The following is a 21281-nucleotide window of genomic DNA, read 5'->3' as shown; positions in this document are numbered from 1 at the left end:
ATGCGTTTCAGAGGTGTTGGCGCCCGGCCCCCGTCCGGGACCAACTCCATGGACGTAGCGCCAAGCATTGACAGGAGCGGACCGCCTGCCCACTATGGGAGCGCTCCCACGTTAAGAGCGTGTAACCGAACCATGCTTCACCGCACCACCTCCCATGACCCCGCGAAGTCGTTTCGAGGGGTCCATCCCCCCTATGGAGGTTGTTCGCACATGGCAGTCCCGACAGTCCGACGCAGAACCGCCGCGCTCGCGGCCGGCCTGATGGTCGTCGCCTCAGGCGGCGTGGTCGCCGCGATGAGTACGACATCCGCCTCGGCGGCCACCGCCGGTTGCTCGGTCGCCTACGACGTGAGCCAGTGGGATTCCGGCTTCACCGCGCAGGTGACGATCACCAACACCGGCCCGGCCATCACGAGTTGGCAGCTCGGCTGGAACTTCCCCGGCAATCAGAAGGTCACCCAGGGCTGGAACGCCACCGTGAGCCAGACGGGCGCGGCCGTGACCGCGGCGAGCCTGTCGTACAACGGCGCGGTGGCGACCGGCGGTACGGCGACCTTCGGCTTCAACGGCTCGTACAGCGGCACCAACACCAAGCCGTCGTCGTTCACCCTGAACGGCGTCGTGTGCGGCGGCGGCACCGGTACGACCCCGCCGACGACGCCCCCGACCACACCCCCCACCACTCCGCCGACGACGCCCCCCACGACGCCGCCGACCACCCCGCCCACCTCGCCGCCGCCCGGCACCAGGGTCGACAACCCGTACGCGGGCGCCAAGGGCTACGTGAACCCGGACTGGTCAGCGAAGGCCGCGGCCGACGGGGGATCGAAGATCGCCAACCAGTCCACCGCGGTGTGGCTGGACCGGATCGCGGCGATCGCGGGCACCAACGGTGCCATGGGGCTCAAGGCCCACCTGGACGCGGCGGTGCAGCAGGCCGCAGGCCAGCCGCTCACCATCGAACTGGTCATCTACGACCTGCCCGGCCGTGACTGCGCCGCGCTCGCCTCCAACGGCGAACTGGGCGCGACGGAGATCGGCCGCTACAAGACCGAGTACATCGACCCGATCGCCGCGATCATGTCGGACCCGAAGTACGCGGGCCTGCGGATCGTCAACATCATCGAGCCCGACTCGCTGCCCAACCTGGTCACCAACGCGGGCGGCACCGCCGGTTCGACGGACGCCTGCGCCACGATGAAGGCCAACGGCAACTACGAGAACGGCGTCGGTTACGCGCTCGCCAAGCTCGGCGCGATCGGCAACACGTACAACTACATCGATGCCGGACACCACGCCTGGCTCGGCTGGGACACCAACCTGGCGCCCGCCGCGCAGGAGTTCCTGAAGGCCGCGAAGACCGGTGGCGCCACCGTCAACGACGTCCAGGGCTTCATCGTCAACACGGCCAACTACAGCGCCACCGTGGAGCCGAACTTCAAGGTCACGGACAGCGTGAACGGCACCACCATTCGTCAGTCCAAGTGGGTTGACTGGAATCAATACGTCGATGAGCAGAGCTACGCGCAGGCCCTGCGCAACCTCCTGGTGTCGGACGGCTTCAACTCCAACATCGGCATGCTGATCGACACCTCCCGCAACGGCTGGGGCGGCGCCTCGCGTCCCGCCGGTCCCGGGGCGACCACGACCGTTGACACCTACGTCGACGGTGGCCGTATCGACCGCCGCATCCACGCCGGCAACTGGTGCAACCAGTCCGGGGCCGGCATCGGTGAGCGCCCGACCGCGGCGCCCGCCGCCGGTATCGACGCCTACGTGTGGGTGAAGCCTCCGGGTGAGTCCGACGGTTCGAGCACCCAGATCCCGAACGACCAGGGCAAGGGCTTCGACCGGATGTGCGACCCGACCTACACCGGTAACGCCCGCAACGGCAACAACCCGACCGGTGCCCTGGCCAACGCCCCGCTCGCGGGTGCCTGGTTCTCGGCGCAGTTCCACCAGCTCGTGCAGAACGCGTACCCGCCGCTCCCGTAGCGGACCCCCCACCGGGCCCGTGACGGGTCCCGCGCTCCGGCCGGACACTCTCCGGCCGGGGTCGCGGGCCCGCCGCGGGCCCGGGTGGTTTTCCGGCTCATGCCGCGGGGAACGGGCGCCGCCCAGCCGCCGCCCAGCCGCCGCCCGCGATGGAACGAGTGCCGCCCCGCCGCCGCCCGCGGGGAACTGGCGCCGCCCCGCCGCCGCCCGCGCTCGGCCGCGTATACGGCCCGTCCCACCGCCTGTTTACAGAACGCGCATCTTCGTCGTGCACCATGGGTGCCGCAGAGTTCGGTGCAGCGGGTGGACCGGCGGAGCGGCAGGCGGAGGCGGCATTCATGGACGCGTTCACGGACGTCCACGGCACGGCGGAGGACGGCTGGGAGCCGGTACGTACCGCTTTCGCCCAGAATTTCACCCGCCGGGGGGATGTCGGCGCCGCTTTCACGCTCTATAGGCACGGCCGCAAGGTGGTCGACCTGTGGGGCGGTGCCGCGTCGGCCGGGGAGCCCTCGGGGAAGCCGTGGGCCGAGGACACCGTGCAGATCGTCCGGTCGGCTACCAAGGGCGTGGCCGCGGCCTGTCTGCTGCTGCTCCACCAGCGCGGCCAGTTGGATCTGGACGCGCCGGTGGGCGCGTACTGGTCGGAGTTCAAGGCGCACGGCAAGGAGCGGGTGACCGTCAGGGACGTGCTGGCGCACCGGGCAGGAGTGCCCGCGCTGGACACGGCGTTGACGCCGGAGCAGGCGCTCGACGGCACGACGGGGCCGCGCGCGGTGGCCGCGCAGAAGCCGCAGTTCCCGCCGGGCGCGGCGCACGGATACCACGCGCACACCTACGGCTGGCTGGTCGCGGAGCTGGTGCTGCGCGCGTCGGGGCGGACGGTCGGCCGCTTCGTCGCGGAGGAGATCGCCCGGCCGCTCGGCCTCGACCTGTGGGTGGGGCTGCCGCCGGGGCAGGCGCACCGGGTGGGCGGGACCGCCGAGACCGTCACGCCCGAACCGGCCGTCTCCGGCGCGCTGCGGGCCCGGCCCAAGCGGTCCGTGCAGGACGCGTACGCCGACCCCGAGTCGCTGACCATGCGCGCCTTCGGGGCGATCTCGCCGCGGCCCGACGAGAACGACCCCGCCTATCGCGCGGGTGAGCTGCCCGCCGCCAACGGCATCACCGACGCGCGCTCGCTGGCCCGCTTTTACGCGGCCCTGATCGGGGAACTGACCGACGGGCCGCGGCTGTTCGTGCCCGCCACGCTCACCGCCGCCCGGACCGTGGAGTCCGAGGGGCCGGATCGAGTATTGATCGTCAACACTCGATTCGGCCTGGGATACATGCTGCACGGCCCGGCGTCCCCGCTGCTGGCGCCCGGCTCCTTCGGGCATCCCGGCCGCGGCGGCTGCCTCGGTTTCGCGGACCCCGCGAGCGGAATCGGCTTCGGCTACGTCACCAACGGCATGCAGAAGAACGTCACCGCGGATCCCCGTGCCCAAGCCCTGGTCAGGGCGGTACGGGAGTGCCTACGCTGACCCGATGGTGCGTAACGGGACAGCTGCGGCGGCGTATTCAGGGCAACGATTCGCGACCTACACCGTCATGGTGACCGGCGGCGCGCGGGGCATCGGCGAGGCGACGGCCCGCAGATTCGCCGCGGAAGGCGCCGCCGTACTCCTCGCGGACCTCAACGGTGAAGCGGCCGAACGCACCGCCGCCTCGATCCGCGAGGACGGCGGACGGGCGGAGGCGGTCGGGTGCGACGTCGCCGACCGTACGGCCGTGGACGCGGCGGTCGCGCACGCGGTGGCGGCCTTCGGCGGCCTCGACGTCCTCGTCAACAACGCCTATTCGTGCAGCGATCACTCCGAGGACTTCACCGAGGAGCCGGACGAGAACTGGCTGCGCGACCTCGACGTCACCCTGACCGGCGCCATGCGCTGTTCCCGCGCCGCGCTGCCGCACCTGGCCGCCGCGACCGGCGGGCGCGGCGCGATCGTCAACATCGGCTCGGTCAACGGCATGTCGTACTTCGGCAACCACTCCTACAGTGCGGCCAAGGCGGGACTGATCTCGCTGACCCGCACGCTCGCCGTGCACGCGGCGGCCAGCGGCGTCCGCGTCAACCTCGTCGCGCCCGGCACCATCCGCACGCCCGCGTGGGCGGGCCGCGAGTCCATGCTGGAGACCGCCGCGGGGCTGTACCCGCTCGGCCGCGTCGGCGAACCCGCCGACATCGCCGCCGCCGTCACCTTCCTGGCCTCCGCCGACGCGTCCTGGATCACCGGCGTCACGCTGCCGGTCGAAGGCGGCATCCTCTCCGCGAATCCGGGGTTCACCCACGCGCTGTCGGCCGGGACCGACGACGACGAGGCGCCGTAGGAGCCGCGGCGGGAGCCGCCGTCGGCGCCGCCGGGAAAGAGTGACGCAGGTCACCTCCGCTTCTGTCACGCAGGCGCCGGGCCGTTTGTCCTATGGGCATCGACGAGGCGGCCGGCCTGTGTGGGTCCGGCCCCGGCACGGGACGAGGGACGGACGGCATGGACGCTGCGAAGGACACGGGAAGCGACCGGCGCACGGGCGGCGGGGGCCTGCGGATTCTGCTGGCGGGCGGCAGCGGCGTCCTGGGACGTTCCGCCGCGAAGGAGTTGACAGCCGCCGGGCACCAGGTGGTACAGCTCGGCAGGGGCGCGGCCCACGACATCCGCGCCGACCTCCTCGACCGTGACGCGCTGCTGCGCGCGGTCGACGGGCTCCGCTTCGACGTCGTCGTGCACGCGGCGACCGCGCTGTCCGGCAAGTCCATGACCAGGCACCGGGACATGGACGGCACCAATACGCTGCGTACGGCCGGAACCCGGCACCTCTTGGAGGCGGCCCGCACCACCGGCGCGTGGCGCTGCGTCACGGAGTCGATGATGTTCGGCTACGGGTACGGCGACCACGGTGAGGGTCCGGTCACCGAGGCGGGCACGCCCTTCGGGCCGCACAGCGACGACAAGCACCTGGAGCGGCACGTCGCGGCCATGCGCGTCAACGAGGAGCTGGTCCTGGGCGCGGACGGCGTCGAGGGCGTCGCCCTGCGCTTCGGCCTCTTCTACGGCGCCGGGGTCACCGACACCCTGATGCTGCCGCTGCTCCGCAAGCGCACCATGCCGGTCGTCGACGACACCCACCGCCAGGTGTCGTGGGTGGAGGCTGGCGACGCCGCCCGCGCGGTCGCGCTCGCCGTCACCTCGGGGCGGCCGGGGCAGGCGTACAACATCGCCGACGACCGGCCGCTCGGCTTCGCCACCCACATCCGCGCGGTCGCCGACGCGTACGGAGTGGCGCGCCCGCTGACCGTACCGGCCTGGGTGCTGCGCGCCACCCCGCTGATGCGCGCGATCATGGGGACCCGGCTGAAACTGGACAGCGCGAAGGCGGCGGCAGAACTGGGCTGGCGGCCGTCGTACCGCGACAGCGCGCAGGGCGTGCGGGCGATCGCCGCCGGGCCGGTTGCCGGGGCCGGGCCGCTGCTGCCAGCCTGAGCGGATGACGGACGACACGGGGGAACGGCGCACGGGCGGCACGTACGAGCGCCCACAGGGCGACCTCGGCGGCGCGCGCGAGCACGACGCCTTCCTGCGCGACCGGCGGCTGCTGTTCTCCACCGCCTACCACCTCCTGGGCAGCGTCGCCGACGCCGAGGACGTACTCCAGGACACCTGGCTGCGGTGGGCGCGCGCCGACCGCGCCGACGTCCGCCACCCCACCGCCTACCTGGTGCGTACGGTCTCGCGGCTCTGCCTGAACCGGCTCACCTCGGCGCGCGCCACCCGCGAGACGTACATCGGCCCGTGGCTGCCGGAACCGCTGCTGACCGGGCCCGACGCCGCCGACCGCACCGACACGGCGCACTCGGTGTCCATGGCCATGCTCGTCGTCCTGGAGACGCTCAGCCCGCTGGAGCGCGCGGTGTTCGTGCTGCGCGAGGTCTTCGGCTACGAGTACGCGGAGATCGCCGCGGCCGTGGAGCGCGCGGAGCCGACCGTACGGCAGACCGCGCACCGCGCCCGCGCGCACATCCAGGCGCGCCGCTCCCGTTACGACGCCGACGACGCCACCCGCGCGGCGGTGACCGAGAAGTTCCTCGCGGCCTGCGCGGGCGGCGACCTCAACGCGGTGCTGGCGCTGCTCGCCCCGGACGTCACCGCATGGTCCGACGGCGGCGGCAAGGTGACGGCCGCCACCCGCCCGCTGCGCGGCGCCGACCATGTGGCCCGGTGGGTCCTCGGCGTCCTGGGCAAGCCCGAACTGGCCGCGATCACCGCCGCACCGGCCGCCGTCAACGGCCGGCCGGGTGTGCTTTTCACCCTGCATGGCGCGCCCGCCGGCGCCCTCACCTTCGAGCTCGCCGCCGGCGGCCGCATCCACGAACTGCGTTTCCAGGTCAACCCCGACAAGCTGCGCGGCCTGTCCGGGTGAGCGTCAACTCGCGTGCAGCATCAGACCTATGCCGGTCACGACCACCACGGCGGCGACCATACGGGGACGGCCGAAGTGCTCCTTGAAGAACAGCGCGCCTATGGCGGCGCCCGCGATGATCGAGGACTCGCGCAGGGCGGCGACCGGGGCCAGCGGCGCGCGGGTCTGGGCCCACAGGACGAGGCCGTAGGCGGTGATGGACAGGGCGCCGCCGAGGAGGCCGCGCAGGGCGACGGGTCTTAGCTGCGCGGCCAATTCTCTGCGGCGCGCAGAGAATGCGACGGCCGGGATCACCAGGCCCTGGAACAGCAGGAGCCAGGCGATGTAGCCGAGCGAGCTGCCGGAGGCGCGCACGCCGACGCCGTCCACGACCGTGTACCCGGCGATGGTCAGTCCCGTACCGGCGGCTGCCGTCAGCGCGGGCCAGTTGGGGCGCTTGCCGCGCAGGCCCCACAGGGCGACGCCGCCGAGTCCGGCGCAGGAGGTGATGACGCCCGCGGTCTGCCAGGGCCCCGGCCGTTCGGCGACGAAGACGGCCGCCAGCACGGTGACGGCGAGCGGCGCGATACCGCGGGCTATCGGATAGACCTGCCCGAACTCGCCGAGCTGGAAGGACCGCATCAACAGGTACTGGTAGGCGAGGTGGATGACCACCGACGCGATCAGATACGGCCACGCGCCCGCGTGCGGCACCGCCGCGAAGGGCAGCAGGGCCAGGGCGCACAGGGCCCCGCCGCCGCCCACGAGGGTGAAGGCGAGGACCTGGTCCTTGATGCCGTGCGCGATGGCGTTCCACGCGGCGTGCGTGATCGCGGCGGTGAGGACGACGGCGACGACCAACGGCGTCATCCGCGGCTCGAACGGCCGGGGCTGCTCGTACGGCGCGGACCGCTCAGACGGCTGGGCCGGTGCGACGGACGCATCGGCGGGTCAGGAGGCGCGCAGCACGGCCGCCACGATGGGGCCGGCGGACTGGTTGCCGTGACCGCCGCTGTGGACGACGGCGGCGGCGGCGACATGGCCCGCGTACGCGGTGAACCAGCCGTTGGCCTCCGCGGAGGTGTCGGTCTCGGCGGAACCGGTCTTGGCACCGGAGTTGGGGCCGAATCCGCTCATCACACCGCTGGCCGTGCCGCTGGTGATGGTCGCGCGCATCATCTGCCGCAGATACTGCGTCGTCTTCGACGGGATGCCGGAGGCGGTGGCGATGGGGCCCTCGATGAGGCTCTTGGCGACGATCCGCGGCTGGTGGAAGTCACCGGTGCTGGCGGTCGCGGCGACGGACGCCATGATGAGCGGGCTCATCTGAAGAGTGCCCTGTCCGATCATCTCCGACGTCAGCTCGTCCCCCGTGCCGCCCGGCACCACCGGGTCCTGGGACACGGTGCCGATGTTCCACCCCTGCGTCAGGCCGAACTGCTCGGCCGTGTCCACGAGTCCGGTCGCGCCGAGCGTCTTCGCCTGGAGGATGAAGCCGGTGTTGCAGGACTTCATGAAGTCCCATTGCAGCGAGGCGCCGGGGTTGTTCATGCCGCCGTCGTTCTTGTACGCCTTGCCGTAACCGTAGTTCGCACCATTGATGCACTTCGCGGGCGAGGACGGCGTCAGACCGCGCTGGAGCAGTGCCGCCGCCGTGACGATCTTGAACGTCGAGCCGGGCGCGGCCTTGTCCTGCAACGCGTAGTCGGTGCCGGACGCCGGCCCGTAGGCGACCGCCAGGATGGCGCCGTTCGTGGTGTCGACGGCGGTCACCCCGGACTTGTCCTTGCCCGCCACCGCCTTCTCGGCCGCCTTCTGGATCGTGGCGTCGAGCGTGGTGTCCAACCGTACGGGCTTGCCCTTCTTGAGCACGTTCAGCGTCTTGCCGGCCGAGTCGTCCGCCTTCTGGACGTACGTCTCGATGCCGGGGGTGCCGTCGCCCAGCTTGTCCGCGTACCGCGTGCGCAGGTCGGGGATGATGCGGCTCAGCGACGGATAGTCGGCCGGGTCCATCACCCGCCCCTTGCGGTCCACGACATCCACCTCGGGCACCTTGGCCTGACCGGTGACGAGCTGGTCGCCGTCACCCAGTTCCGGGCTGATCACGGACGGCTTCCACCGCACGACCGGCTTCCCGCTCGCGCCGCGTACGACGGTCAGCGACGAGCGGTAGCTCCAGGGGGTGGTGACGCCGTCGTACGTGACCTGCGCGGTCACCGTGAACGGCATGGTCGTGGTGGTCGTCGCCGCCGGTGTGCCGGGGGTGAGCTGCACGGACGTCACATGGGCCTGCGTCTTGTACGCGGTGAGCGCGGCCGTCGTCGTCCGCACCGAGTCGGTCAGGGCCGCCGCCCGCGTGATGTCGCCCGACGACCACGCGGTCAGGAAGTCGTCCCCGACGTCGGTGACTTCGGCGGCGCTCGGCGGCGCGGTGTTGACCGGCGTCGGCTTGGGCCGCGCGGACGTGCCGCCGCCCCCGCCGCCGCCCTCCAGCGAGTCGTAGACGTTGTAGGCGCCGTACCCGGCGACCACGAGCATTCCGACGAACACCGTGCCGATGATCCCCGACTTGACACCCCGTGACATGGGCACGAGACCTCCCCCTCCCCTTTGAACGCGTTCAAGGAACGCGCGCTGTAGCACCCTACGGGACCCCTGCGCGGAGGAAGGTCTCAGTCCGGGCACGGGTTCGTACGGAAACAGCCCTCCCGGGACCCTCACCCGTCCCAGGAAAACTCAGCCCGGCCCCGTAGCGCTGTCCGCCCCCGGCCCCGTAGCGCTGTCCGGCCCCCCGGCGCTCGGCCCCCGCGCTCGGCCCCCGGCCCCGGACCCCGGTCAGACCCAGGAGTCGAACCACATCCTGGCCTGCCAACTGCTGTACGGAATCGTCATACCGGTATAGATCGGGAAGAAGTAGATGAAATTCCAGATGATCAATAGGACAAGCGTGCCCGCGCCGACCGCGCCCCACATACGTCTGCCCTCACTCGCACTCGGTGGGCCGAGGAAGGCGCCGATCATCATGGCGACCGCGAGGCAGAGGTAGGGGACGAAGGCGACGGCGTAGAAGAAGAAGATCGTACGGTCCTGGTAGAGGAACCAGGGGAGGTAACCGGCGCCCGCCGCGCACAGGATGGCGCCCGCGCGCCAGTCGCGGCGCATCGCCCAGCGGTAGACGAGGTAGATGAGGGCGAAGCAGGCGGACCACCACAGCAGGGGCGTGCCCAGCGCGATGATCTCGCGGGAGCAGCCGGCCGCCGCGTGGCAGCCGTCCTCGCCGTTCTTGGGGGACTGGAAGAAGTACGAGACCGGGCGGCCGAGTACGAGCCAGCTCCAGGGGTTGGACTGGTAGGGGTGCGGGGTCTGGAGATTGACGTTGAAGTCGTAGACCTGCACCTCGTAGTGCCACAGGCTGCGGATCGGGGCCGGGATCCACGACCAGGTGCCGCCGCGGGCGTCCGCCCAGTGCCGTCCGTAGGCGTTGTCGGACAGGAACCAGCCGGACCAGGAGAGCAGATACGTCACCAGGGCGACCGGCAGGATCGTCAGCGCGGCCCAGCCCAGGTCCTTGCGCAGGACGGCGAGGTACGGGCGGCGGGCGCCGGCCAGGCGGCGTGAGCCGATGTCCCAGACGACGGTCATGATGCCGAAGACCGCCAGGAAGTACAGGCCGTTCCACTTGCTGGCGCAGGCCAGGCCGAGGCAGACGGCGGCGGCGATCCGCCAGGGCCGCCAGCCCATGCCCGTCCGGTCGCCGACCTGCCGGTCGGGTCCCGCGTAACCGCTCTCGTCGACGGGCAGGGCGCGCGCGAGGCGGGCCCGCGACCAGTCGCGGTCGATCAGCAGGCAGCCGAACGCGGCGAGCGCGAAGAAGGAGATGACGAGGTCGAGCAGCGCGATCCGGCTCATCACGAAGTGCAGGCCGTCGACCGCGAGCAGGGTGCCCGCCACGCAGCCGAGCGCCGTGGAGCGGAACAGCCGTCGCCCTATCCGGCACAGCATCAGCACGGACAGCGTGCCGATCAGCGCCATCATGAAGCGCCAGCCGAAGGGGTTGAGCCCGAACATCCACTCGCCGACCGCGATCACCCACTTGCCCATCGGCGGGTGCACGACATAGCCGGGCGCGTCCGAGAGCGGGATCACCTGGGGGTGGGCCAGAATCTGCGGGTTGGAGACCTTGCCGTCGGGCCAGGTGCCCTCGTAGCCGAGCTTCAGCAGCGACCAGGCGTCCTTGGCGTAGTACGTCTCGTCGAAGACGACGTCACGCGGGTTGCCCAGGTGCCAGAAGCGGATCGCCCCGGCGAAGACGGCGACCAGCAGCGGGCCGAGCCAGCCGCTCCACTTCGCCACCCGGTGGGCCGCGACGGGGCCGAGGCCGAGCGCCTCCCACATCCGGGTGCCCGGCTCGGGGAACGGCGGTACGAGGCGGTCGCGGGTGTCGATCCGAGTCCGTTCCGCATAGCCGAACCGGCGCAGTCGTCGCGCCCACGCGCTCGACTCCGCCTCCACCCGAAAGCCCTCGTCGGCCCGGTCCTGCGTCGCGGTCTCACTTGTCACCGGCCCATCGTAGGGAAACCCCCTGAGAAAGCGATGAGGTCCGGGCTCACCGCCCGGGTTTGTCCGCAATCCCGGCCGGTAACCAGGGGTGCGCGGGCCGTCTCCGGGCGGTTTCCGGGCGGTGGGGCGGCCGGGATCGGGGCCGATGCCGTTCGTGCGGGGCCGCGGGGGCGGGCGAGGGCCCCGGCGTGATCCTGGTCACGCGCCGTGCGGCCGGCTCCGAGGAGCGGGGCGGGGGCGCGGGGCGGTGGGCGTTGGACGCTGGGCGCTGGGCGCGATTGAGGGGATACGGCGGGCAGGTGGGAGGCTGGGGGCGTGACCACCTCAGCCGTCGGCGTCCTCGTTCTGGCCGGAACCCCCATCGGCGACCCCGCCGACGCCCCGCCCCGCCTCAGCGCGGAACTGCTCGCCGCCGATGTGATCGCCGCGGAGGACACCCGCCGCTTCCGCCGTCTCACACACGCGCTGGACGTGCACCCGACGGCCAGGGTCGTCTCGTACTTCGAGGGCAACGAGAGCGGGCGCACCCCGGAGCTGGTCGAGGCGCTGGAGGGCGGCGCCCGGGTCGTGCTGGTGACGGACGCGGGGATGCCGTCGGTGTCCGACCCCGGCTACCGGCTGGTGGCGGCGGCCGTCGAGCGCGACATCAAGGTGACCGCGGTGCCGGGCCCGTCGGCCGTACTGACCGCGCTGGCGGTCTCCGGGCTGCCGGTGGACCGTTTCTGTTTCGAGGGCTTCCTGCCGCGCAAGGCGGGCGAACGGCTGTCGCGGCTGCGCGAGGTCGCCGCCGATCGCCGCACCCTGGTGTATTTCGAGGCGCCGCACCGGATCGACGACACCTTGGCGGCGATGGCGGAGGCGTTCGGCGAGGAGCGCAGGGCCGCGGTCTGCCGGGAGCTGACCAAGACGTACGAGGAGGTCAAGCGCGGGCCGCTGAAGGCGCTCGCGCTGTGGGCGGCGCAGGGGGTGCGCGGCGAGATCACCATCGTGGTGGAAGGCGCGCCGGAACCCGGCCCCGCCGACCTCGACCCGGCCGAACTCGTCCGCCGGGTGGCGGCCAGGGAAGAGGCGGGCGAGCGGCGCAAGGAGGCCATCGCGGCGGTCGCCGCCGAGGCGGGCCTGCCCAAGCGGGAGGTCTTCGACGCCGTCGTCGCCGCCAAGCGGACCGGCGAACTGCCCCCGGGCGCCTGAGGACCGGGACCCCGCACGGCCCGGCGGCGTGCGGCCCGAGGACCGTTTTCTGACGGCGCGGCGGCCTGCGGTCCGAGGACCGTTTTCTGACGGCCTGGCGACCGCCGTTCGCGGAATCCGTCGCCTGATGCCCTGATTCCCGGGCGCACAATCCCGACGGGCCGCCCTTTTGGCGCCGTAAGAACCTAAACCGTATGCATGGCAAAGCAATATCCGCCATCTGCCACATACGGGCCCAAATCTGGCTCAAGAGTCGGGCGCATCTCCTGCGGAGCGGGCAAATCGGGCGTTCGCTGGTAGGTGCAAAGTCCCGCTCCGGACACCGTGTCCGGAGGGCACGCAGGAGCTGCCATGAGCGAGACCATCGGAAGCGATCCCCGTCCCGTCGCCGCCGCCGCACCGGGTACGCCCGCCGTACCCGTCACGGTGACCGTCACCGGCCCCGCGCCCGACGGCCCGGCCGCCGCACCCGACCGCGCGGCCGCCGCGCGCGAGGAGTCGGGCCGGAACGCGGCGGAGGCGTACGCCTTCGCCTGCCTGAACTGCGGGCACGGCTGGGAGCAGGCGTACGAGATCGAGCACCATGTGGACGCGTCCGGCCACGCCTTCGTCGTCTACCTCGCGGACGGCGCGAGGGTGCCGTCACCGCTCACCCGCCCGGCGTGCCTGAACTGCGGCGGTACGCACGTACGCATCATGCGCTCGGGGCAGGTCTCCGGCGTCGCCTCCGTATGGGCCCACCCGCGGGGCGACCGCGGTGTGCGCCGCGAGCACCACTGGTCGGTCCTGCACTTCCTGCACCGCAAGCCGCACGGGGAGCGCGGCAAACACGGGGAGCGCGGCAAGCACGCCAAGCAGCACGGCAAGCACGGCGGGCGGCCCGACACCCAGCCCGGAGCGCAGCCCGGCCTCCAGTGCGATGAGCAGTCCGGGGGAGCCGACACCGCCTGACAGGACGACGGCCCCGCGTCCTTAGGATCGGGGCCATGCCCGACAAGAACGCCAAGGCCGACGACAAGAAGTCCGCCCCGCCGGTGCCCGAGCCGCTGCGGGTCGCGGTCGCCGATTCCCACACCCACCTCGACATGCAGCCGGGCACGGTTCCCCAGGCCCTCGCCCAGGCCGCCGCGGTCGGCGTCGACACCCTCATCCAGGTGGGGTGCGATCTCGCGGGTTCCCGCTGGGCGGCGAAGACGGCCGCCGCCCACGACGCGATCTGGGCCACCGTGGCCCTGCACCCGAACGAGGCGCCCCGCATCGTCCACGGAGCGCCCGAGGGCTCCTACGGGGGCCCGCAGGCGCCGCGCGGCATCGAGGGGCTCGACCGGGAGATCGACGAGATCGACGCGCTCGCCGCCCTTCCCCAGGTGCGCGGCGTCGGCGAGACCGGCCTGGACTACTTCCGCACCGGGCCCGACGGTGTCGCCGCCCAACAGCACTCGTTCCGTCGCCATATCGACATCGCCAAGCGGCACGGCAAGGCGCTGGTCATCCACGACCGCGAGGCGCACGCCGACGTGCTGCGCATCCTCGACGAGGAGGGCGCCCCGGACACCGTCGTCTTCCACTGCTACTCCGGCGACGCCGAGATGGCCGAAGTCTGCGCGGCGCAAGGGTTCTACCTCTCCTTCGCCGGCACCGTCAGCTACAAGTCGGCGCAGAATCTGCGCGACGCGGTGGCCGTCGCCCCGCTCGACCGCCTCCTGGTGGAGACCGACGCGCCTTTCCTCACGCCGGTGCCCTACCGCGGACGGCCGAATGCGCCATACCTCATTCCGGTCACGCTGCGTGCGATGGCCGCGGCCCGCGGCATCGACGAGGACACCCTCGCGACGGCCGTCGCGGCCAACACCGCCAGGGCGTTCGCCTACTGACGTTTCCACGCGCTCACCCGGACAGGTGACTTCGCGCGACCGGAGGTGACGACGCCACGTGACGGCGAGGGCTTGGCCGGTGGCGACAAGTCGGCTACGTTCCCGGTTCCCCGCACCGGAACCCCGCAGCCGTGGAGCGAGCCGTCGTGAGCAATACGCAGGGCACACACCGAGCCGCCGCCAATCCGGCGGCCGCCGTCCGGCGGACCGGCCGCGCGATCGTGCCGCGGGCGCTGGTGATGGCGGTCCTGGCGGGCGGCACCGGCGCGTACGTGCTGGCCGACAAGGCGGTACGGCTGACCGTGGACGGCCGGCCGCGCACGCTGCACACCTTCGCCGACGACGTGACCGACGTGCTGCACGAGCAGGGCGTCGAGGTGGGCGACCACGACATCGTGGCGCCGGCGCCGGGCGAGGCGCTGCACGACGGCGACGACGTGGTGGTCCGCTACGGCCGTCCGCTGACGCTCACCGTGGACGGCCGTCACCAGCGGGTGTGGACGACCGGCAAGACCGTCGCGGAAGCGCTGCGGCAGCTCGGCGTACGGGCCGAGGGCGCGTATCTCAACGCCTCCCGCGACGCGTCCATCGGCCGCCACGGCCTCTTCCTCGACGTGCGCACCGAACGTACGGTCACCGTCCTGGCCGACGGCCGCGAGCACACCGTGCGCACCAACGCCGCCACCGTCCGGCAGGCCGTCGCGGACGCGGGCGTCACCCTCGGCGGCCAGGACGCCACCTCCGTGGACGCCGACAGCTTCCCCCGCGACGGCCAGACCGTCTCGGTGCTGCGGATCTCCGGCCACCAGGAGACCCGCGAAGAACCGATCCCCTTCCGCACCCGCAAGCACCCCGACGCGACGCTCGCGCAGGGCACCGAGGCCGTGGACCGGCCGGGCCGCGACGGCGTCCGCCGCGTCACCTACGCCTACCGCACCGTCAACGGCGTCCGGGAGCGCCCGCGCGTCGTGGAGTCGGTGACCGCGCGCGAACCGGTCACCGAGGTCGTACGCGTCGGCACCAGACCGCTGCCCACCGCCGTCACGGGCGCCGACGGCCTCAACTGGGGCGGCCTCGCGCAGTGCGAGGCGGGCGGCAGACCCGACGCGGTGGACGCGACCGGCACCTATGGCGGGCTCTACCAGTTCGACGTGCACACCTGGCACAGCATCGGCGGCCAGGGCCGCCCCCAGGACGCCCCCGCCGCCGAGCAGACCTACCGGGCCAAGAAGCTGTACGTCCAGCGCGGCGCCGCCCCCTGGCCGGTCTGCGGGCGGCACCTGGGCGGTTAGGGCCTTCCGCCGGACAGGCCCTAGGTCCGGTCCGCGAGGGCGGCCCCGGCCGCCCCGTACTCTTGCGGGTGTGAGTACGACAGATCCCGACGCCCTCCTCGGACCGGCCGACATCCGTGAACTGGCCGCGGCACTGGGGGTGCGCCCCACCAAGCAGCGCGGGCAGAACTTCGTCATCGACGCGAACACGGTGCGGCGGATCGTCAGGACCGCCGGGGTACGCCCCGAGGACGCGGTCGTCGAGGTCGGTCCCGGACTCGGCTCGCTCACCCTCGCGCTGCTGGAGGCCGCCGACCGGGTCACCGCGATCGAGATCGACGACGTGCTGGCCGCAGCGCTGCCCGCGACCGTCGCCGCGCGCATGCCGGACCGGGCGGACCGTTTCGCCCTGGTGCACAGCGACGCGATGCGGGTGACGGAACTGCCGGGGCCGCCGCCCACCGCCCTGGTGGCGAATCTGCCGTACAACGTGGCGGTGCCCGTCCTGCTGCACATGCTCGCCGCCTTCCCGAGCATCGAGCGCACCTTGGTGATGGTCCAGGCCGAGGTCGCCGACCGGCTGGCCGCGGGGCCGGGCAACAAGGTGTACGGAGTGCCGTCGGTGAAGGCCAACTGGTACGCGGAGGTCAAGCGCGCCGGTTCCATCGGCCGCAATGTCTTCTGGCCCGCGCCCAACGTCGACTCCGGTCTCGTCTCGCTGACCCGGCGTGACCCGCCGAAGACCACCGCCACCCGCGAAGAGGTCTTCGCCGCCGTCGACGCGGCCTTCGCCCAGCGCCGCAAGACGCTGCGCGCCGCGCTGTCCGGCTGGGCGGGCTCGGCCCCGGCCGCCGAGGCCGCGCTGGTGGCCGCAGGGGTCTCCCCGCAGGCCAGGGGCGAGGAGCTGACGGTGGAGGAATTCGCCGCCGTCGCCGAGCACAAGCCCCCGGCCGAACACAAGCCCCCGGCCGAGCACAAGCCCGCGGTCTGACGCCGCCGCACCGTAAACCCGCCGCCGCCCGTACCCGCCGCCCGCGAATCCCCAGCCCGTGAATCCCCACCCCGTGAATCCGCCGCGCCCGGCGGACCGCCCTCCGTACGCACCACCCTCGCAAGGGAGCCAGCAGTGACCGCCGCACCCGTCACCGTCCGCGTGCCCGCAAAGGTCAACGTCCAGCTCGCGGTCGGCGGTCGCCGCCCCGACGGTTTCCACGACCTGGCGAACGTCTTTCTGGCGGTCGGCCTGTACGACCATGTGACAGCAGTGCCCGCCGACGCGTTGACGATCACCGCGTCCGGCCCGGACACCGACAGCATCCCGCTGGACGCCACCAATCTGGCGGCCAAGGCGGCGGTCGCGCTCGCCGCGCACCATGGCGTCGATCCCGTTGTGGGATTGCACATCACCAAGGACATCCCTGTGGCGGGCGGCATGGCGGGCGGCAGCGCGGACGCGGCGGCGGCGCTGCTCGCCTGCGACACCCTGTGGGGCCTGAACACCCCGCGCGCCGACCTCCTCGCGATCTGCGCGGAGCTGGGCAGCGACGTGCCGTTCAGCCTGGTCGGCGGCGCTGCGCTGGGGGAGGGCAGGGGCGAGATCCTCACGCCGCTGGAGGTGGCGGGCCCCTTCCACTGGGTCTTCGCCGTCGCCGACGGCGGCCTGTCCACCCCGGCCGTCTACCGCGAGTGCGACCGCCTGCGCCGCGAGTCCGGCGCGGGCGACACCACCGACGACGTACCTGCGCCCGTCGCCGACCCCGCGCTGATCGACGCGCTGCGCACCGGCGACCCGTACGCGCTCGCCGCCGTCCTGGTCAACGACCTCCAGGCCGCCGCCCTGTCCCTGCGGCCCGCGCTGGCCGACACCCTGGCGACCGGCACGGACGCGGGCGCGCTCGCCGCGCTGGTCTCCGGCTCGGGACCCACCTGCGCCTTCCTCGCGCCGGACGCCGACACCGCCGCCAAGATCGCGGTCACCCTCACCGCGTCCGGCACCTGCCGCACCGCCCGCCCGGCCGCCTCCCCGGCCCCCGGCGCGACCGTCGTCCCCGCCCCCTGACCGCCGGGGCACCACCCGGAACCGGCACCTCACCGCGCCGCACTACGCTGAAGCAGAACCCCCGCGAACCCCTGGAGCGTACGAGAGTGGCCGTCAACCTGGTCAACGTCGAAGCCGTCGGCAAGACATACGGCACGCGAGCGCTGCTCGAATCCGTGTCCCTCGGCGTCTCCGAAGGCGACCGCACCGGCGTCGTGGGCCGCAACGGCGACGGCAAGACCACCCTCATCCGGCTGCTCGCCAAGCTGGAGGAGCCGGACACCGGCCGCGTCACCCACCAGGGTGGGCTGCGACTGGGCGTCTTGACGCAGAGCGACAGCCTCGACCCGGCCGCGACCGTGCGCCACGAGGTGATCGGCGACCGCGCCGACCACCAGTGGGCGGGCGACGCGAAGATCCGCGACGTGCTGACCGGCCTGTTCGGCGGCCTGGACCTGCCCGGCTTCCCGCTCGGCCTGGACACCGTCATCGGCCCGCTCTCCGGCGGCGAGCGGCGCAGGATCGCGCTCGCGAAGCTGCTGATCGAGGAGCAGGACCTGCTGGTCCTGGACGAGCCGACCAACCACCTCGACGTCGAGGGCATCGCCTGGCTGGCGGGCCACCTCGGCACCCGCCGCTCCGCGCTCGTCTGCGTCACCCACGACCGCTGGTTCCTCGACCAGGTCTGCACCCGCATGTGGGACGTGCAGCGCGGCTCGGTGTACGAGTACGAGGGCGGCTACAGCGACTACGTGTTCGCGCGCGCCGAGCGGGAACGGATCGCGGCCACCGAGGAGACCAAGCGGCAGAATCTGATGCGCAAGGAGCTGGCCTGGCTGCGCCGCGGCGCCCCGGCCCGCACCTCCAAGCCGCGCTTCCGCATCGAGGCGGCGAACGAGCTGATCGCCGACGTGCCGCCGCCGCGCGACACCGCGGAGCTGATGAAATTCGCCAACTCCCGCCTCGGCAAGACCGTCTTCGAGTTGGAGGATGTGACAGTCCAAGCGGGCCCCAAGGTGCTGCTGAAGCACCTGACGTGGCAGCTCGGCCCCGGCGACCGCGTCGGCCTGGTCGGCGTCAACGGCTCGGGCAAGACCTCACTCCTGCGGGCGCTCGCCGAGGCCGCGGCGACCGGCGGCGACCAGCAGCCGGCGGCCGGCAAAGTGGTCGTCGGCAAGACGGTGAAGCTCGCTTACCTCTCCCAGGAGGTCGCCGAACTGGACCCGAACTGGCGGGTGCTCCAGGCCGTGGAGTCGGTGCGGCAGCGCGTCGACCTCGGCAAGGGCCGGGAGATGACCGCGGGGCAGCTCTGCGAGAAGTTCGGCTTCACCAAGGAGAAGCAGTGGACGCCGGTCGGCGACCTGTCCGGCGGTGAGCGCCGTCGGCTCCAGATCCTGCGGCTGCTGATGGACGAGCCCAATGTGCTGTTCCTGGACGAGCCCACCAACGACCTCGACATCGAGACGCTCACCCAGCTGGAGGACCTGCTGGACGGCTGGCCCGGCTCGATGCTGGTGATCAGCCACGACCGGTACTTCCTGGAGCGCACCACCGACCGCGTCTTCGCGCTGCTCGGCGACGCCAGTCTGCGCATGCTGCCGCGCGGGGTGGACGATTACCTGGAGCGCCGCCGCCGGGTCGCCGAGGCCGCGGCGCCCGCCCCGGCGCCCGCCAAGGACAAGCCCACGGGCGACACCCGCGCGGCGAAGAAGGAACTCCAGCGCATCGAGCGGCAGCTCGACAAACTCGGCCAGCGCGAGGCGAAGCTGCACACCGGCATCGCCGACAATGCGACCGATTTCGAGAAAGTCGCCTCCCTGGACGCCGAATTGCGCGCGCTGCGCGAGGAGCGCGAGGAACTGGAGATGCGCTGGCTGGAGTTGGCGGAGGACGCGTAACACCCCTTCACATGAGGCGGGTAAGACCCCTTCACCTGGGGCGGGTAACACCCCTTCGCAGGTGAAGCAGAATCCCTCGACGTGTGAAGACGTGTAGCGGCCAGGTAACGGTCGGGCCGCTCCCCGAGGGGGTGGTGGGGGCGGGTGATAGAAAGAATTTCCGTTCATCCGTCCCTGATTCACCTGTGCCCGAAGGACCTGTTGATGTCGCAGCCGCCCCCGCCGCCCCCCGGAAACCCGCCGCCGCCCGGCGGTGGTTACGGATACCCGGGCCAGGCGGGCCCGGTTCCCGGTAACGAGAACCCGTACGCGCAGCCGGTGCCCCCCGGCCAGAACCCGTACGCGCAGGCGCCCACCCAACCGGCCTTCCCGCAGCAGCAGTACGGCGGCCGGCAGGGACCTCCGCCGCCGCCCGGCCAGGTGCCGCCCCCGCCCCCGCCGCCCGGTCAGGTGCCGCAGGGGCAGACACCGCCCCCGCAGTACGGCTACCCGCAGCCCGGCCAGGTCCCGCCGCAGCAGCAGGCGTACGGCTATCCGCAGCAGCAACAGCCGCCGTACGGGCCCGGACCCTCGGGCTACCCCGCCCCCTCAGGCGGTTCGTCGAACAACAAGCTGATCGTGATCGTCGCGGCGGTCGTCGCCGCGGTGCTGGTGATCGGCGGCGGTGTGTACTTCGCGACCAAGAGCGGCGGCGGCGACGACCCGGCGCCCAAGCCGCAGGCCAACGCCGGTGGCGCCAACGGCGGTACGAACACCGCCAAGACGCACAATTCGACACTGTCGTACAAGTGGGACAAGCCCGCGGACCCGGTGGCGTCGAAGGACAATCTGAAGAGCGTCCTCGGCGTCTGGTTCACCGACAAGTACGTGGTGAAGAACGAGATCGACAAGGTCGTCGGTTACGACCTGGGCACCGGCGCGGTGGCGTGGACCGTACCGACACCGTCGAGCGGCGACTGCACGGCCGCGCGCGACTCCAACAACAACCTGACGGCCGTCCAGTTCGGCGCCAACTGCGAGCAGGTCATGGTGATCGATCTCGCGGCGGGCAGGGCGGTGTGGACGGCGAAGCTGCCGGTCGGCAGTTCGGAGAAGGCGGACTTCGACTACAGCGAGATGGCGATCAGCGGCGACACGCTCGGCGTGGACTGGCTGGAGGGCTCGATCGGCTACCGGCTGAGCACCCAGAAGGTGCTGTGGCGGTCGGGCAACGGTGACTGCGAGGACGACGGCTACGCGGGCGGCAAGCAGTTCGTGGCGATCGTCAACTGCGGCTACAAGACGTACAAGGTCCAGGTCATCGATCCGGACAACAACGGCAGCGCCAAATGGTCGTGGACGGCGCCGGTCGGCACCAAGGTCTCGGCCGTCGTCTCCACCGACCCGGTGGTGGTGGTGCTCGGCACCGAGGGCGAGAGGCAGACGGACGTGGCGACGATCGTCGACGGCCGTCTCCAGTCGCGGGTCTCGCTCGGCACCGACAAGTACGACATCAGCACGGACGGCACCGAGATGCAGGCCGTGCACAATGTGATCGTCAGCAGTGACACCCTCTATCTGTCGCTGACGAGCAAGCACGACAGCAACGGCCAGGTGCTCAGCGGGATCGTCGCGTTCAACCTGAGCGACGGCAAGCAGAAGTGGATCGCCAAGCCCGACAGCAAGCACGACATCCAGGGCCTGGCGATCGAGGACGGCAAGGTGCTCGCGTACGAGCCCGCCGGCTACGACGTGCAGGGCCGTCTGGTGACCCTGGACCCGGCCAGCGGCGCGCTCACCACCTACGCGCAGTTCGACACCGACGCCTCACAGAAGCTGAACGTGTCGGCGATGCGCAGCTACCCCGTCTGGCACGACGGTCATTTCATCATCGCGACGCGCACGGTGTACGCCTCCTCGTCCGACCAGACCTATCTGGTGACCTTCGGCTGACGAGCTACGGTAATTCCGGATTCGCCGGAACCTTCTGTTCGATAGGGGGCGCGGCCGGTGGTGGATGCGTGTAGCTTCGCCGCCTAGG

Annotated in this window: 16 protein-coding genes; 13 read left to right on the top strand and 3 right to left on the bottom strand. The window is 72.1% G+C overall.

The genetic code is table 11. The features are described from left to right. The first annotated feature begins 210 nt into the window (after positions 1-210). The 5 genes from ACFY9V_RS20865 to ACFY9V_RS20845 all read left to right on the top strand — a co-directional run bounded on the left by ACFY9V_RS20865 (position 211) and on the right by ACFY9V_RS20845 (position 6450). On the top strand, positions 211-1995 hold the full coding sequence (locus ACFY9V_RS20865; RefSeq protein ID WP_391162332.1) for a glycoside hydrolase family 6 protein: 1785 nt from the start codon (positions 211-213) through the stop codon (positions 1993-1995). Between the two features lie 338 nt (positions 1996-2333). Further along, complete coding sequence (locus tag ACFY9V_RS20860; RefSeq protein ID WP_391162331.1) at positions 2334-3518, top strand: serine hydrolase; 1185 nt, start codon at positions 2334-2336, stop codon at positions 3516-3518. Between the two features lie 4 nt (positions 3519-3522). Next, entirely contained in the window at positions 3523-4365 is an 843-nt protein-coding gene (locus ACFY9V_RS20855) for an SDR family oxidoreductase (RefSeq protein ID WP_391162330.1), read from the top strand. A gap of 158 nt (positions 4366-4523) precedes the next feature. Next, positions 4524-5513: an NAD-dependent epimerase/dehydratase family protein gene (locus tag ACFY9V_RS20850; RefSeq protein WP_391162329.1), complete on the top strand. Its 990-nt coding sequence runs from the start codon at positions 4524-4526 to the stop codon at positions 5511-5513. Between the two features lie 4 nt (positions 5514-5517). Further along, positions 5518-6450 (top strand): RNA polymerase sigma-70 factor, encoded by a 933-nt coding sequence (locus ACFY9V_RS20845; protein WP_391162328.1) that lies wholly within the window; start codon positions 5518-5520, stop codon positions 6448-6450. A 3-nt stretch (positions 6451-6453) separates the two neighbouring features. On the opposite strand, the gene ACFY9V_RS20840 is transcribed toward ACFY9V_RS20845, so the two are convergent. The 3 genes from ACFY9V_RS20840 to ACFY9V_RS20830 all read right to left on the bottom strand — a co-directional run bounded on the left by ACFY9V_RS20840 (position 6454) and on the right by ACFY9V_RS20830 (position 10989). Further along, complete coding sequence (locus ACFY9V_RS20840) at positions 6454-7299, bottom strand: DMT family transporter (protein WP_355337945.1); 846 nt, start codon at positions 7297-7299, stop codon at positions 6454-6456. A gap of 81 nt (positions 7300-7380) precedes the next feature. Beyond that, the gene (locus ACFY9V_RS20835; protein ID WP_391162327.1) at positions 7381-9015 is read right to left on the bottom strand and encodes a penicillin-binding transpeptidase domain-containing protein; all 1635 of its coding nucleotides are present in this window, start codon (positions 9013-9015) and stop codon (positions 7381-7383) included. 249 nt (positions 9016-9264) lie between these two features. Next, positions 9265-10989, bottom strand: coding sequence for a phospholipid carrier-dependent glycosyltransferase (locus ACFY9V_RS20830; RefSeq protein ID WP_391043451.1), 1725 nt, complete (start codon positions 10987-10989; stop codon positions 9265-9267). Between the two features lie 315 nt (positions 10990-11304). Here ACFY9V_RS20830 and rsmI point away from each other — a divergent pair, with 315 nt between their 5' ends. From rsmI to ACFY9V_RS20790, 8 genes are all read left to right on the top strand, one after another. Next, complete coding sequence (rsmI, locus tag ACFY9V_RS20825; protein ID WP_355337951.1) at positions 11305-12180, top strand: 16S rRNA (cytidine(1402)-2'-O)-methyltransferase; 876 nt, start codon at positions 11305-11307, stop codon at positions 12178-12180. A 351-nt stretch (positions 12181-12531) separates the two neighbouring features. Continuing rightward, a complete protein-coding gene (locus tag ACFY9V_RS20820; RefSeq protein WP_391162326.1) occupies positions 12532-13131 on the top strand; it encodes a hypothetical protein in 600 nt (199 codons plus the stop codon). A 35-nt stretch (positions 13132-13166) separates the two neighbouring features. Beyond that, positions 13167-14054: a TatD family hydrolase gene (locus tag ACFY9V_RS20815; RefSeq protein WP_391162325.1), complete on the top strand. Its 888-nt coding sequence runs from the start codon at positions 13167-13169 to the stop codon at positions 14052-14054. A gap of 146 nt (positions 14055-14200) precedes the next feature. Beyond that, entirely contained in the window at positions 14201-15346 is a 1146-nt protein-coding gene (locus ACFY9V_RS20810; protein ID WP_391162324.1) for a ubiquitin-like domain-containing protein, read from the top strand. Positions 15347-15416: 70 nt separating this feature from the next. After that, positions 15417-16316, top strand: coding sequence for a 16S rRNA (adenine(1518)-N(6)/adenine(1519)-N(6))-dimethyltransferase RsmA (rsmA, locus tag ACFY9V_RS20805; protein ID WP_391162323.1), 900 nt, complete (start codon positions 15417-15419; stop codon positions 16314-16316). 135 nt (positions 16317-16451) lie between these two features. Then, the gene (locus ACFY9V_RS20800; RefSeq protein ID WP_391162321.1) at positions 16452-17384 is read left to right on the top strand and encodes a 4-(cytidine 5'-diphospho)-2-C-methyl-D-erythritol kinase; all 933 of its coding nucleotides are present in this window, start codon (positions 16452-16454) and stop codon (positions 17382-17384) included. 86 nt (positions 17385-17470) lie between these two features. Further along, complete coding sequence (locus tag ACFY9V_RS20795; protein ID WP_391162320.1) at positions 17471-19261, top strand: ATP-binding cassette domain-containing protein; 1791 nt, start codon at positions 17471-17473, stop codon at positions 19259-19261. Positions 19262-19465: 204 nt separating this feature from the next. Beyond that, positions 19466-21193, top strand: coding sequence for a hypothetical protein (locus ACFY9V_RS20790; RefSeq protein ID WP_391162319.1), 1728 nt, complete (start codon positions 19466-19468; stop codon positions 21191-21193). Positions 21194-21281 lie beyond the last annotated feature (88 nt).

The sequence above is a fragment of the Streptomyces sp. NPDC008317 genome (genome assembly GCF_042955955.1).
Taxonomy (GTDB): domain Bacteria; phylum Actinomycetota; class Actinomycetes; order Streptomycetales; family Streptomycetaceae; genus Actinacidiphila.
Note: the sequence above shows the minus strand (reverse complement) of the source record. Positions and strands in the feature narration are given on the sequence as shown.